Source organism: Enterococcus sp. AZ101 (genome assembly GCF_050499005.1).
GTDB classification, from domain to species: Bacteria; Bacillota; Bacilli; order Lactobacillales; family Enterococcaceae; genus Enterococcus_L; species Enterococcus_L ureilyticus.
This window is the reverse complement of record NZ_JBMHEZ010000003.1, coordinates 69,523-83,316: the sequence shown is the minus strand read 5'-3', so window position 1 is coordinate 83,316 and position 13,794 is coordinate 69,523. Positions and strand designations below refer to the sequence as shown.

The 13,794-nt window shown below is 38.6% G+C and carries 13 protein-coding genes; 10 read left to right on the top strand and 3 right to left on the bottom strand.

What is annotated here, in order from left to right; all coding sequences use genetic code 11:
- Positions 1–39 precede the first annotated feature (39 nt).
- Positions 40–717, bottom strand: coding sequence for a ribose-5-phosphate isomerase RpiA (gene rpiA, locus IGJ50_RS14335; protein WP_207120413.1), 678 nt, complete (start codon positions 715–717; stop codon positions 40–42).
- A 375-nt stretch (positions 718–1,092) separates the two neighbouring features.
- Between rpiA and rpsL the strand changes: the two genes are divergently transcribed.
- The 6 genes from rpsL (at position 1,093) to IGJ50_RS14305 (ending at position 6,635) form a co-directional block, all read left to right on the top strand.
- Positions 1,093–1,512, top strand: coding sequence for a 30S ribosomal protein S12 (gene rpsL / locus IGJ50_RS14330; RefSeq protein WP_429951033.1), 420 nt, complete (start codon positions 1,093–1,095; stop codon positions 1,510–1,512).
- Positions 1,513–1,568: 56 nt separating this feature from the next.
- Entirely contained in the window at positions 1,569–2,039 is a 471-nt protein-coding gene (gene rpsG, locus IGJ50_RS14325) for a 30S ribosomal protein S7 (RefSeq protein ID WP_010761695.1), read from the top strand.
- A gap of 82 nt (positions 2,040–2,121) precedes the next feature.
- The gene (gene fusA / locus IGJ50_RS14320) at positions 2,122–4,209 is read left to right on the top strand and encodes an elongation factor G (protein ID WP_069641180.1); all 2,088 of its coding nucleotides are present in this window, start codon (positions 2,122–2,124) and stop codon (positions 4,207–4,209) included.
- A gap of 141 nt (positions 4,210–4,350) precedes the next feature.
- Entirely contained in the window at positions 4,351–5,538 is a 1,188-nt protein-coding gene (tuf, locus tag IGJ50_RS14315) for an elongation factor Tu (protein WP_069641181.1), read from the top strand.
- A gap of 226 nt (positions 5,539–5,764) precedes the next feature.
- Positions 5,765–6,091: a PadR family transcriptional regulator gene (locus IGJ50_RS14310; protein WP_069641182.1), complete on the top strand. Its 327-nt coding sequence runs from the start codon at positions 5,765–5,767 to the stop codon at positions 6,089–6,091.
- Positions 6,081–6,635 carry a DUF2812 domain-containing protein gene (locus IGJ50_RS14305; RefSeq protein WP_069641183.1) on the top strand — a complete coding sequence of 185 codons (555 nt, stop codon included), beginning with the start codon at positions 6,081–6,083 and terminating at the stop codon, positions 6,633–6,635. Before IGJ50_RS14310 ends, IGJ50_RS14305 begins: the two co-directional genes overlap by 11 nt.
- A 288-nt stretch (positions 6,636–6,923) precedes the next feature.
- Here IGJ50_RS14305 and IGJ50_RS14300 read toward each other — a convergent pair whose 3' ends face one another.
- Together IGJ50_RS14300 and IGJ50_RS14295 are read right to left on the bottom strand one after the other, a co-directional pair.
- Positions 6,924–7,316: a tautomerase family protein gene (locus IGJ50_RS14300; RefSeq protein ID WP_429951030.1), complete on the bottom strand. Its 393-nt coding sequence runs from the start codon at positions 7,314–7,316 to the stop codon at positions 6,924–6,926.
- A gap of 21 nt (positions 7,317–7,337) precedes the next feature.
- Complete coding sequence (locus IGJ50_RS14295) at positions 7,338–8,093, bottom strand: DeoR/GlpR family DNA-binding transcription regulator (protein WP_207120415.1); 756 nt, start codon at positions 8,091–8,093, stop codon at positions 7,338–7,340.
- Between the two features lie 284 nt (positions 8,094–8,377).
- Here IGJ50_RS14295 and iolA point away from each other — a divergent pair, with 284 nt between their 5' ends.
- Genes iolA through iolD form a run of 4 tightly spaced genes read left to right on the top strand, consistent with a single transcriptional unit; the run spans position 8,378 to position 13,585 of the window.
- Positions 8,378–9,838 carry a methylmalonate-semialdehyde dehydrogenase gene (iolA, locus tag IGJ50_RS14290; RefSeq protein ID WP_069641186.1) on the top strand — a complete coding sequence of 487 codons (1,461 nt, stop codon included), beginning with the start codon at positions 8,378–8,380 and terminating at the stop codon, positions 9,836–9,838.
- A 19-nt stretch (positions 9,839–9,857) separates the two neighbouring features.
- Positions 9,858–10,676, top strand: coding sequence for a 5-deoxy-glucuronate isomerase (gene iolB / locus IGJ50_RS14285; RefSeq protein WP_207120417.1), 819 nt, complete (start codon positions 9,858–9,860; stop codon positions 10,674–10,676).
- 14 nt (positions 10,677–10,690) lie between these two features.
- Positions 10,691–11,650 carry a 5-dehydro-2-deoxygluconokinase gene (gene iolC / locus IGJ50_RS14280; protein WP_207120418.1) on the top strand — a complete coding sequence of 320 codons (960 nt, stop codon included), beginning with the start codon at positions 10,691–10,693 and terminating at the stop codon, positions 11,648–11,650.
- A 21-nt stretch (positions 11,651–11,671) separates the two neighbouring features.
- Positions 11,672–13,585, top strand: coding sequence for a 3D-(3,5/4)-trihydroxycyclohexane-1,2-dione acylhydrolase (decyclizing) (gene iolD, locus IGJ50_RS14275; RefSeq protein ID WP_207120419.1), 1,914 nt, complete (start codon positions 11,672–11,674; stop codon positions 13,583–13,585).
- The last annotated feature ends 209 nt before the right edge of the window (positions 13,586–13,794 follow it).

Genomic DNA, 13,794 nt, shown 5'->3' with positions numbered 1-13,794 from the left:
ATGTTGCTCTTTGTTTTCCCATCGTATTCAAATAATTAGTTATTTTGGTACATGAATAGTTTTAGGTCCATTCTCGCCGCCGATGATCACCGTTGAAACGATGTTAAGGAATAAGCCATGTTCTACTACACCGACTAACTGATCCAAATAAGAACCTAAAGCAATTGGGTCAGCGATTTCATCTAAATGAAGATCGATGATATAGTGCCCACCATCCGTAACTAAAGTTTCTCCAGTTGCTGTTCTACGTAAAACTGGGGCAAAGTCTTTTTCTTTGAATAAACGAACTAACTGTTGGCTGCCGTATGGAACAACTTCAATTGGTAGTGGGAATTTGCCCAGTTTTTTTACAAGCTTAGATTCATCCACGATCCAAATACATTTTTTTGAATAAGTAGCAACGATTTTTTCGAACAATAAAGCCGCACCGCCGCCTTTGATCCCTTGGAAATCTTCACTAATTTCATCAGCTCCGTCAATTGTTAGATCGACAAATGGAACCTCATCGATCCCTTTTAAAGGAATCCCTAAGGCAAGAGCTTGGCGCTCTGTCTCTTTAGAAGTTGTTACGCCAGTGACAGATAACCCTTCCTCTTTTACACGTCGTCCGATTTCATCCACCATAAATTTTGCTGTCGATCCTGTCCCTAAACCGACGATCATACCGTCTTTTACATATTTTGCTGCTTCGATTCCTGCCATTTGTTTAAGATTCATTACACGTATCCTCTCCTTTTCAAGTCTCACCAAATATAATACATGCCTGCAATTAAAAAAGATAGCGGATCAAGTAGATTTGGATTGAATTTTAATTCTAAACTTATTTAATAGTAAACTTCTTTATAAAAGAATCTATAAAGTTATTTCCTTCATTTTTAAACAAAAAAGTCTATAGAACCAGTTGACAAATAAATCATGAGATGATATGCTATCAAAGGTGCTTTATCTACAGGTCTCTCGTTGGAGACGTGCTGACTGTCTATCGAAGCATATTTGATAATGAGTGCAGAGATTGCATTATTTTTTATCGCAAAAAAAGAACCACCTGGATGTGTGGAACTAGATGCGAAATGAGGAAGGAGGAAACAAGGAATGCCTACAATTAATCAATTAGTACGTAAACCTCGTAAATCAAAGGTGGAGAAATCTAATTCACCAGCGTTGAACAAAGGATATAATAGTTTTAAGAAAGCCCAAACGAACGTAAACTCACCACAAAAGCGTGGGGTTTGTACTCGTGTGGGAACAATGACACCTAAAAAACCTAACTCGGCTCTACGTAAATATGCCCGTGTTCGTTTGTCTAACTTAATCGAAGTAACAGCTTATATCCCAGGGATTGGTCATAACTTACAAGAACATAGCGTGGTACTATTACGCGGTGGACGTGTAAAAGATTTACCAGGGGTACGTTATCATATCGTACGTGGTGCGCTTGATACAGCCGGTGTTACAGATCGTAAACAAAGCCGCTCTAAATATGGTACTAAAATGCCTAAAGTAGCTAAATAATTTGACAATCACTAAGGTATTATACAATAAAGAATTTTCGGAAGGAGGAGTTACGGATGCCACGTAAAGGTCCTGTTACAAAACGCGATGTTTTACCAGATCCAATTTATAACTCAAAATTAGTAACTCGCTTGATCAACCGTGTAATGGTTGATGGAAAACGCGGGATTGCTGCTAATATTATCTATAATTCATTTGATATCATCAAAGAATCTACAGGTAACGATCCATTGGAAGTTTTCGAACAAGCAATGAAAAACGTTATGCCTGTCTTAGAAGTAAAAGCTCGCCGTGTTGGGGGTTCTAACTATCAAGTACCAGTTGAAGTTCGTCCAGAACGTCGTACAACTTTAGGTCTACGTTGGGTTGTTAACTATGCTCGCCTACGCGGTGAACATACAATGGAACAACGTCTAGCGAAAGAAATCATGGATGCTGCCAATAATACTGGTGCTTCTGTTAAGAAACGCGAAGACACACATAAAATGGCTGACGCTAACCGTGCGTTTGCACATTATCGTTGGTAAAATCCTCTCTGTATGTAAGTTAACACTACGACAGACAGTCACTTTACAATCGATTTAAATAAAGAGAGGAGAACACCCTAGAATGGCAAGAGAATTTTCGTTAGAAAACACTCGTAATATCGGTATTATGGCTCACGTTGATGCGGGTAAAACAACAACAACAGAGCGTATCCTTTACTACACTGGTAAAATCCATAAAATTGGTGAAACGCACGAAGGTGCATCACAAATGGACTGGATGGAACAAGAACAAGAACGTGGGATTACCATCACTTCTGCTGCAACAACTGCTGAGTGGAAAGGTTACCGTGTAAATATCATCGATACTCCTGGACACGTGGATTTCACTATTGAAGTTCAACGTTCATTACGTGTATTAGATGGTGCTGTAACCGTTCTTGATTCACAATCAGGTGTTGAACCTCAAACTGAAACAGTTTGGCGTCAAGCAACTGATTATAAAGTTCCACGTATTGTTTTCTGTAATAAAATGGATAAAATCGGTGCGGATTTCTTATACTCTGTAAACTCATTACATGATCGTTTACAAGCGAATGCTCATCCAATCCAATTACCAATTGGTTCAGAAGATAACTTCACAGGGATCATCGATTTAATTACGATGAAAGCTGAAATCTATACAAATGATTTAGGTACTGACATTCAAGAAACTGAAATTCCAGAAGAATATATGGAACAAGCAGTTGAATGGCGTGAAAAATTAGTTGAAGCTGTTGCTGAAACGGATGAAGACCTAATGATGAAATATCTTGACGGTGAAGAAATTACTATCGAAGAATTAAAAGCGGGTATCCGCCAAGCAACGATCAACGTTGAATTCTTCCCAGTAATGTGTGGATCTGCCTTTAAAAATAAAGGTGTTCAAATAATGCTTGATGCAGTACTTGATTACTTACCATCACCACTTGATATTGAAGCAATCAAGGGGATCGACGTTAAGACAGACGAAGAAACAACTCGTCCTGCTGATGACGAAGCACCTTTTGCTTCACTAGCATTTAAAGTAATGACTGACCCGTTTGTTGGTCGTCTAACTTTCTTCCGTGTCTATTCTGGTGTCCTTGAAAGTGGTTCATATGTATTGAACGCTTCTAAAGACAAAAAAGAACGTATCGGTCGTATTCTACAAATGCATGCAAATACACGTAAAGAAATCGATAAAGTCTACTCAGGCGATATCGCTGCAGCTGTTGGATTGAAAGATACAACAACTGGTGATACTTTATGTGCGATGGATGCACCAGTTATTCTTGAATCAATCGAGTTCCCAGAACCGGTTATCCAAGTAGCTGTTGAACCTAAATCAAAAGCCGACCAAGATAAAATGGGGATTGCTTTGCAAAAACTTGCAGAAGAAGATCCATCATTCCGCGTTGAAACAAACGTTGAAACTGGTGAAACAGTTATCTCTGGTATGGGTGAATTGCACTTAGACGTATTAGTAGACCGTATGAAACGTGAGTTCAAGGTTGAAGCCAACGTTGGTGCGCCACAAGTATCATACCGTGAAACTTTCCGTGCTCCTGTAACTCAGGCAGAAGGTAAGTTTGTACGTCAGTCTGGTGGTAAAGGTCAATACGGACATGTCTGGGTTGAATTTACACCAAACGAAGAAGGTAAAGGCTTCGAATTTGAAAATGCTATCGTCGGTGGTGTGGTTCCTCGTGAATACATTCCAGCAGTTGAAAAAGGCTTGGCAGAATCAATGAACAACGGTGTTCTTGCTGGTTATCCATTAGTGGATATCAAAGCAAAACTTTACGACGGTTCATACCATGATGTCGATTCAAATGAAACAGCCTTCCGTGTAGCTGCTTCTATGGCGCTACGTGCGGCTGCTAAAAAAGCAATGCCTGTAATTTTAGAACCAATGATGAAAGTAACGATCACTGTGCCAGAAGATTACTTAGGTGATATCATGGGACACGTTACAAGTCGTCGTGGACGTGTTGAAGGTATGGAAGCACACGGTAACTCACAAATCGTTAACGCGATGGTGCCTCTAGCTGAAATGTTTGGTTACGCTACAACATTACGTTCAGCAACACAAGGTCGCGGTACATTTATGATGGTCTTTGACCACTATGAAGACGTACCAAAATCTGTACAAGAAGAAATCATCAAGAAAAATGGCGGAAACAACGCATAATAGTTAAGAAATAAGTACAGGCTTATTTATGACTAGGATTTTCTATTGATTTCAGTTAGAATAATAAAAGATGATCAGGTAGCTGTAAAACTATCTATCAAATAAAAATAAAATTCATATATTTTAGGAGGAACATTTAAAATGGCTAAAGAAAAATTTGACCGTTCTAAACCCCATGTAAACATTGGTACTATTGGACACGTTGACCATGGTAAAACTACATTAACTGCTGCAATCGCAACTGTGTTATCTAAACACGGTGACGGTGAAGCTCAAAACTATGCTGATATCGATAACGCTCCAGAAGAAAAAGAACGTGGTATCACAATCAACACTTCTCACATCGAGTATGAAACTGATGCTCGTCACTATGCCCACGTGGATTGCCCAGGACACGCGGATTACGTTAAAAACATGATCACTGGTGCTGCACAAATGGATGGAGCTATCTTAGTAGTATCTGCTGCTGATGGTCCTATGCCTCAAACTCGTGAGCACATCTTGTTATCACGTAACGTTGGTGTACCATACATCGTTGTTTTCTTAAACAAAATGGATATGGTAGATGACGAAGAACTATTAGAATTAGTAGAAATGGAAGTTCGTGATTTATTATCTGAATATGACTTCCCAGGTGACGACACTCCTGTTATCGCTGGTTCTGCTTTGAAAGCTTTAGAAGGCGACGCTTCATACGAAGAAAAAATCTTAGAATTAATGGCTGCAGTTGACGAGTATATCCCAACTCCAACTCGTGACACTGACAAACCATTCATGATGCCAGTCGAAGACGTATTCTCAATCACTGGACGTGGTACAGTAGCTACTGGCCGTGTTGAACGTGGAGAAGTTCGCGTTGGTGATGAAATCGAAATCGTTGGTATCGCTGAAGATACTAAGAAAACAACTGTAACTGGTGTTGAAATGTTCCGTAAATTGTTAGACTACGCTGAAGCTGGCGATAACATCGGTGCTTTATTACGTGGTGTAGCCCGTGAAGATATCGAACGTGGACAAGTATTAGCAAAACCTGCTACTATCACTCCTCATACAAAATTTAAAGCTGAAGTTTATGTTTTATCAAAAGAAGAAGGCGGACGTCACACTCCATTCTTCACTAACTACCGTCCTCAGTTCTACTTCCGTACAACTGACGTAACTGGTGTAGTTGAATTACCAGAAGGTATCGAAATGGTAATGCCTGGTGATAACGTTGCAATGGACGTTGAATTAATCCACCCAATCGCTATCGAAGAAGGAACTCGTTTCTCTATTCGTGAAGGCGGACGTACTGTTGGTTCAGGCGTTGTTTCTGAAATTACTAAATAATTACAGCTCAATATAAAGCAATAAAACCGACGTGAAAAATCGGAGTACTCGGACGTAAGTCGAAGGGATTTCCCTTCGGCTTTTTTTGTGTTTTGAATTTTCGCTAGATTAATTTGAAACCTGCTCAAAAAAATTCAAAATGTTCTTGACATATATCGAGGTTCGATATAATATAGTGTTACGATGTATCGCACCTCGATATATAGATGGAGGAGTTGAATAATAAATGGAAGATAAGCTAAAAAGAATATACATACCAATGACAGAAACAGGTTTCTATATTTTATTTGCACTTAGAGAAGAACGTCATGGCTACAGTATTATTCAATACGTTAAAGAAATGACGAACCAAGAAATTATCATTAGTGCAGGTACGATGTATGGCAGTCTCAGTAAAATGGAAAAGGACGGATTAATTCAAGCGACAAAAGAAGAAAATAGACGGAAAAGCTATTTGATCACAGAGTTAGGAGAGGAAATATTAGTACATGAAATAAATCGAATTAAACGACTCTATAAAAATAGTATTGGGGAGACAATAAATGGAAAATAAAAAAATAAAGAAATACTTTGGGTTGGCAGATTATCTAGAAGAAGAACAATTTTTACAAGAACAACATAAGAATGGATGGAAAATGGTAGAGTTAAAATTACCTTTTAGCACATACACTTTTGAAAGATGTGAACCAGAAGAGTATATATACCAACTAGATTTCAAACAACAAGAGAATGACCTAGGAGAATATCTACAATTATTTGAAGATTGTGGGTGGGAGTACTTTTATAAATATGGGAACTGGTACTATTTTAGAAAGCTAAAATCTGAAATAGAAGAAGAAAATACTATTTTTAGTGATGCTCCGTCTCGTGCGGAAATGGCAAGAAAAGTGGTGAAGTTTCAAGGAATGATTGCACTAGTTGCATTATTTCCACTGAGTTATTTAATACCTGTATTACTAAATAGAAACGAAGGAAAAAATTATGTTTTACTTGTCTTACTCGGGCTAATTATAGGGATCACAGTTATTTTATTAGGTGTTCACTTAAGAAATTTTTGGAAACTTACTGAGATTCTTAAAAATGAAGAGCAAATTTGAAAATAATATTAGATTCTAGAATTTTATTTTACTCGTTAAATGTGTTCCTTTTTTTGCTGATATGAATTTCAGTTGATATCCACGAAATGATTAAATTTAAGAAACAAGTATAATAAGATTGTAGCAACAGCCGTTTAGGATCGGGCAATTACTGAAAACCGCACAATGCGCTTTATGGCATTGTGCGGTTTTCAGTAATTGCCAAAGAGCCTGACTTTTTCACACCGTTTACTCGGATTCACGGTGATGTTAATAAAACTTAAAGTGTTTTGTCTCAATTGCTTTACCTTAAAGTTTTCCGGTCATAAACTGCGCTTCCCCGAAACCAAAGCTCCAATCAGCATCATTATTGATGATGAAAGAAATAAGTAAGTTCTCAGGTGCGATCCCACATAACTCGTCCAACTGTTGTGCAAGTAGCTGATAAAATATTTCTTTTTGATCGGTTGTTCGTTCTCTGCTAATAACGGTTAGTGAAATCATTTTAGCAGGATCTCTTTTAAAACCTAGCCCTGTATCTTCTAGTACCATTTCAAAAGGTTGGTGCTGCGTAACAATCTGATATCTATCACCTGTTGGAACATCAAAAGATGCTAAGACTGCGGAATGGGCAATATCGAGTATCGTTTGTATTTCTTCCTGGCTGCGTCCTTCGACCAAATCAAATTTTAGTAGTGGCAAGTTGAGTCCTCCTTTTTTTATTTAGTTGCTATATAGAAGTTCGACTGTATGTAAGTCGCAAAACTCTACGTATTTTTCAGGTATCTCTCTTGTTGTGACAATTCCTTTAATGCTTTCTAAAGGAGCGTACGTGAGTAAAGTAGAATGATCGAATTTTGAACTATCTGCCAGTAGGTAAATATCTTTGCTTCTTTGGACGATCATTTTTTTTATCCGATATTCCATTAAATCTGAATTAGTCAAACCACTCGTGATTGAGACGCCAGTTGCTGCCATAAAGGCTTTACTTATATTATATCTTGTCACAACAGCTTCATCTTCAATTCCTACAAAAGAACGCGTTTTTCTTTTATAACTATTACCAATAAGAATAAGTTGAACATTTTTCATTGCCGCAGCAAGGTTGATAATATCAAGATTGTTTGTTAATAAGGTAAATGGTAAGTCTGGATCAATGTGATTTAAAATTTGACTAGTAGTTGTTCCGGAATCGATATAGATTAAATCATCCTCTTTAATCAATGTAGCAGCTCTTTTACCAATTTGCTCTTTCTCTATTTGATTATGGATAGTGCGATTTTCAAAAGAAACTAAGCTATTCTCTACATAAACAACACCACCATAGACTTTCTTCAAAGTTCCTCTTTTTTCCAATTCATTGATATCTCGACGGATCGTATTTTTAGAGACGTTGAAAACACGGCATAATTCGTCGAGAGAAATACTGCCTTGTTGTTGTATGTAATTTTCAATTTGCTGAATTCGTTGTAATTTCATATTCTGTAACCTTTCTACTTCGTGTGATTAGATTCACTATAACACATGACCTTAATGTGTTCAACATATAACCAATTGTTTGCGGATTTAGCACTTTTTGAATCAATGAATTTTGTTTTTTTATAAAGAGTTTGGCAAGATATGATCAAAAAAGAAAATATTTCACCAAAAATGGGTTGACTATCGGAAATTGGAATTGTACAATGTAATCAAAAGTTAACCAAAGAACATCAAGATATAACCATCGTGTTGATTTTTAATAGAGAACAAGGAGGACGTTATAGATGGTAGAGGTACGAAAGTTAAAAAATTACATTGGTGGCAAATGGGTATCTAGTCGTACAGAAACGTATGAAGCAGTTTATAATCCGGCTACGAAAGAAATGTTGTGTGAAGTACCACTTTCTACAAAAGAAGATTTGGAAGAAGCGGTCACGATTGCTAGAGAAGCTTTTGAAACATGGAAAGAGATGGCAGTACCGAGACGTGCAAGGATTCTCTTTAACTATCAACAACTTTTAATCAAACATAAAGCGGAATTAGCTCGTCTAATCACACTTGAGAATGGGAAAAATCTCAACGAGGCTTTAGGTGAAGTACAACGAGGCGTTGAAAATGTAGAATTTGCTGCAGGAGCTCCAACGTTAATGATGGGAGATTCATTATCTTCGATTGCAACAGATGTAGAAGTTGCTAACTATCGTTACCCGATTGGGGTGGTCGCGGGAATTTCGCCTTTTAACTTTCCGATGATGGTTCCTTGCTGGATGTTTCCGATGGCAATCGCTTGTGGAAATAGTTTCGTTTTAAAACCGTCGGAAAGAACGCCTTTGCTAACTGAACGATTGGCTGAATTATTTACAGAGGCCGGGTTACCAGCTGGCGTATTTAATATTGTATATGGCGCACATGATGTTGTGAATGGGATTTTAGAACATCCAGAAGTGAAAGCGATTTCCTTTGTTGGCTCGAAACCAGTTGGTGAGTATGTTTACACTCAAGGGAGTAAGCACTTGAAACGAGTGCAAGCATTGACCGGTGCTAAAAACCATTCCATTGTCCTAAAAGATGCGGACCTAGATGATGCTGTGACCAATATTGTATCAGCCGCTTTTGGTTCCGCTGGTGAGCGCTGTATGGCGTGTGCAGTTGTAACGGTTGAAAATGAAATAGCAGATGCGTTTATCAATAAATTACAAGAAAAAGCATCAGGTATCAAAGTCGGAAATGGCTTGGATGACGGTGTCTTTTTAGGACCAGTTATTCGCGAAGAAAATCAAAAAAGAACACTAGCTTATATTGAAAAAGGAATCGAAGAAGGAGCCCGTTTGATTGCAGATGGTAGGGAGAATATTCCAGACAATGGTTATTTTGTTGGTCCAACTATTTTTGATGGTGTGACAACGGATATGACGATTTGGCGGGATGAAATTTTCGCTCCAGTATTGTCGATCATCAGAGTAGAAAACTTGCAAGAAGCCGTTACGACAGCTAATCAATCTGAATTCGCAAATGGAGCTTGTCTGTTCACTAATAATGCCTCTGCGATTCGTTATTTTAGAGAAAATATTGATGCAGGCATGCTAGGGATTAATTTAGGCGTACCCGCGCCGATGGCATTCTTTCCGTTTTCAGGTTGGAAGTCCTCGTTTTACGGGACGCTTCATGCAAATGGCAAAGACAGTGTAGATTTCTACACGCGTAAAAAAGTAGTGACAGCACGGTATCCTAAGACAAATATTTAATGGGAAAGAAGGTGTAAGGATGGTTCATTTAAAGTATAAACCTGTCCCGCAAGAGTTAGCGCAAGGCATCACGTTACTTCAACATATCAATAAAAATAATGCAGCTTTACAGTACATTGAATTGAAAGTCATAAAAATGACGAGTGGAAGTAAATTTCAAGAATCATTAGGAAAGCAAGAAGTGTGTATCGTTGCCCTAACAGGGAAAATTACAGTAACGGATGGAGAACAAACCTTTAAGACAATCGGCACGCGAAAAAATGTCTTTGAAAAAATCCCAACGGATAGTGTCTATATCTCGATAGAGCAAATGTTTGATATTACAGCGATAACCGAAGCCACGGTGATTCTATGTTACTCACCATCTGATAAGAAAAAGACAACTACTCTGATTAAAGCCTCAGATAATACCATTGAACGCAGAGGGAAATATCAGAATAAACGTTTGGTGCATAATATTTTACCAGATACAAGTCCAATTGCTGATCGTTTGTTAGTTGTTGAAGTGTTTACTGATGGTGGTAACTGGTCTAGTTATCCACCTCATAAGCACGATCAAGATAATTTACCTCTAGAATCGAAATTAGAAGAAACGTATTATCACGAAATGAATCCCAGACAAGGGTTTGTTTTTCAGCGAGTGTATACAGATGATCGCTTACTGGATGAAACGATGGCTATAGAAAATGGTGATGTCGTCGTTGTTCCAAAAGGCTATCACCCAGTAGGTGTACCGGATGGTTACGATTCTTATTACTTGAACGTAATGGCAGGTCCAACTAGAAAGTGGCAGTTTCATAATGATCCTGACCACGAATGGATTTTAAACAGAGAATAGAAGGAGTGACAAGGATGACGAAAACATTTGATATGATCGCCCTTGGTCGAGCATGTATTGATTTGAATGCAGTGGAATATGATCGACCGATGGAAGAAACGATGACCTTTAAAAAATATGTAGGTGGTTCACCAGCAAATATCGCAATTGGCAGTGCAAAGTTAGGTGTAAAAGTTGGTTTTATTGGGAAAATTTCAGATGACCAGCATGGGCGTTTCATTAAAGAATACATGAGCGAAGCTGGAATCGATACGAGCCAACTGTTCACTGATCAAAAAGGACACAAAACAGGATTGGCATTTACGGAGATCAAAAGCCCAGAAGAATGCAGCATTTTGATGTATCGAGATCAAGTGGCAGACTTGTACCTAGCGCCGGAAGAAATCGATGAAGAATACATCAAACAAACAGATCTCTTGTTGGTATCTGGAACGGCACTTGCGCAAAGTCCTTCCAGAGAGGCGGTATTAAAAGCAATTGCTTATGCTAGAAAAAATCAGGTGAAAGTTGCGTTTGAACTAGATTATCGTCCGTACACATGGCAATCACCAGAAGACGTTTCCGTTTATTATTCAATCGTTGCTGAAAATGCTGATATCGTGATCGGTACAAGAGATGAATATGATGAACTAGAAGGCAAAAAAGGTGGAACAAATCAAGCGACCACAGACTATCTATTTCTGCATCGCCCTGAGTTGATTGTGATCAAGCATGGCGTAAAAGGTTCGTATGCCTATACCAAAAAGGGGGAAACCTATCAAGCGGGTTCGTATAAGACCAAAGTCTTGAAAACGTTCGGTGCAGGTGATTCTTATGCAGCAGCCTTTTTATATGCATTAAATACAGGGAAAGACATTGAAACCGCATTGAAATATGGAAGTGCATCGGCGGCTATTGTTGTTAGTAAACATAGTTCATCCGAAGCAATGCCAACAGCCAAAGAAATCGAACAATTAATTGCAGATCAATCTTGATTAAAGTAAGGCGGGAAAGTAATGGCTAAAAAAATTCGATTAACCACAGCACAAGCACTGATTAAATTTTTGAATCAACAATATATTCAAGTTGATGGTGAAGAATGCCCTTTTGTTGAAGGTATTTTTAATGTCTTTGGCCATGGGAATGTCTTAGGAATCGGTCAAGCACTTGAAGAAAATCCAGGGCATTTGAAGGTAATTCAAGGGAAAAATGAACAAGGGATGACACATGCAGCAGTAGCCTATAGTCGGCAGAAATTAAGACAGAAAATTTTTGCTGTTACAGCTTCAGCTGGTCCAGGATCTGCCAACATGCTCACAGCGGCGGCAACTGCGTTTGCCAACAACATTCCAGTGCTGATCTTACCGGCAGATACGTTTGCTACACGTCAGCCTGATCCAGTTTTACAACAATTAGAACACGAAACCAGTGCGGCAATCACAACGAATGATGCCTTTAAAGCGGTCTCTAAATATTGGGATCGTGTTCAACGGCCAGAACAATTGATGAGTAGTCTGCTACGAGCGTTTGAAGTCATGACGAATCCAGCGAGCTGTGGTCCGGCAACGATTTGTATTGCTCAAGATACTGAAGCAGAAGCGTATGATTACGATGAAGAATTTTTTAAAAAGAGGGTGCATTACGTTGATCGGCAAGTTCCTACAGAGCGTGAACTAAATGGTGCCGTAGAAAGAATCACGACAAGTAAGAAACCAGTCATTATCGTTGGAGGTGGAGCAAAGTTTTCCCAGGCACGGGAAGCATTGATTCATTTGTCTACACAATGTGGGATTCCGTTAGTTGAAACACCTGCAGGTAAATCAACTGTAGAAGCAGACTTTAAAAATAACTTAGGAGGTACGGGTGTTTTAGGAACTTTGGCTGCTAATAAGGCAATTCGACAAGCTGATTTGGTTATTGGAATCGGTACAAGGTATACGGATTTCACCACGTCTTCTAAAACCGCTTTTAATTATGACCAAACGAAATTTTTGAATATCAATGTCAATCGCATGCAGGCCTATAAGTTTGATGCGTTCCAGCTTATCGGCGATGCAAAAGAGACAGTAGAGAATCTGATCCCGATGTTGGCAGACTATCAAACGTCATTTGGTGAAATTATCAAGGATCTGAAAGAAGAATGGGCTGTTGAAAGGAAGCGTCTAGGTGATATTTCTTTTTCGAGGGAGAACTTTTCTCCAGAGATTAAAGACCAATTCACGCAAGAAATTCTAAATGAATATTCGGATATGCTACAGACTGAATTGGCTCAAACTAGTGCATTTCTTACAGTTAATAATAACGTAGCTAAAGACAGTATTGTCATTGCATCAGCTGGCTCTTTACCTGGTGATATGCAGCGTTTATGGAATCCACTCGTGCCGAATACGTATCATCTTGAATATGGTTATTCTTGTATGGGGTATGAAATCAGTGGTGCTTTAGGTGTGAAATTAGCCAGTCCAACACAAGAAGTCTATGCCATGGTAGGTGACGGGAGTTTCTTGATGCTTCATTCAGAACTAATCACGGCATTGCAATATGGGCAAAAGATCAATATTTTGTTATTCGATAATTCTGGATTTGGCTGTATCAATAATTTACAAATGGGTAATGGTAGCAGTAGCTATAAGTGTGAATTTAGAGATCATCGTGAGCAAATCATGAATATAGATTATGCGAAAGTTGCGGAAGGGTATGGCGCCAAAAGTTATCGTGCTAATACAAAAGAAGAACTGATTGCAGCGCTAGAAGATGCTAAAAAACAAGAAAAATCTACTCTGATTGAAATGAAGGTTTTACCAAAAACAATGTCAGATGGGTATGACAGTTGGTGGCACGTTGGGGTTGCAGAAGTTTCAAAAAGTCTGGCAGTTCAAGAGTCGTATGAGCGTAGTCAAAAAATGTTGGAAAAAGCCAAAGAGTATTAGCATGACAATAGGTTGGATCGGGAGCGTTTCACTTCACGAAATAAGAAGGAGTTGTTTCTGATCTTACCGTGTATTCAAATTCTAGGTCTATAGGCTATGGCTTAACGAGTTATAGTCCATATGCAAATAAGCATTTTTTGAAAGCGCATACGTTACAGTGTGGCTAAGGAAGTTGTCCAGCAGGTTTGTAAAAAAGAAAATGGAGGCAA

Excerpts from the sequence above, each read along its gene's own strand:
- rpiA (WP_207120413.1), bottom strand. The coding sequence starts at position 717 with ATGAATCTTAAACAAATGGCAGGAATCGAAGCAGCAAAATATGTAAAA.
- rpsL (WP_429951033.1), top strand. The coding sequence starts at position 1,093 with ATGCCTACAATTAATCAATTAGTACGTAAACCTCGTAAATCAAAGGTG.
- rpsG (WP_010761695.1), top strand. The coding sequence starts at position 1,569 with ATGCCACGTAAAGGTCCTGTTACAAAACGCGATGTTTTACCAGATCCA.
- fusA (WP_069641180.1), top strand. The coding sequence starts at position 2,122 with ATGGCAAGAGAATTTTCGTTAGAAAACACTCGTAATATCGGTATTATG.
- tuf (WP_069641181.1), top strand. The coding sequence starts at position 4,351 with ATGGCTAAAGAAAAATTTGACCGTTCTAAACCCCATGTAAACATTGGT.
- IGJ50_RS14310 (WP_069641182.1), top strand. The coding sequence starts at position 5,765 with ATGGAAGATAAGCTAAAAAGAATATACATACCAATGACAGAAACAGGT.
- IGJ50_RS14305 (WP_069641183.1), top strand. The coding sequence starts at position 6,081 with ATGGAAAATAAAAAAATAAAGAAATACTTTGGGTTGGCAGATTATCTA.
- IGJ50_RS14295 (WP_207120415.1), bottom strand. The coding sequence starts at position 8,093 with ATGAAATTACAACGAATTCAGCAAATTGAAAATTACATACAACAACAA.
- iolA (WP_069641186.1), top strand. The coding sequence starts at position 8,378 with ATGGTAGAGGTACGAAAGTTAAAAAATTACATTGGTGGCAAATGGGTA.
- iolB (WP_207120417.1), top strand. The coding sequence starts at position 9,858 with ATGGTTCATTTAAAGTATAAACCTGTCCCGCAAGAGTTAGCGCAAGGC.
- iolC (WP_207120418.1), top strand. The coding sequence starts at position 10,691 with ATGACGAAAACATTTGATATGATCGCCCTTGGTCGAGCATGTATTGAT.
- iolD (WP_207120419.1), top strand. The coding sequence starts at position 11,672 with ATGGCTAAAAAAATTCGATTAACCACAGCACAAGCACTGATTAAATTT.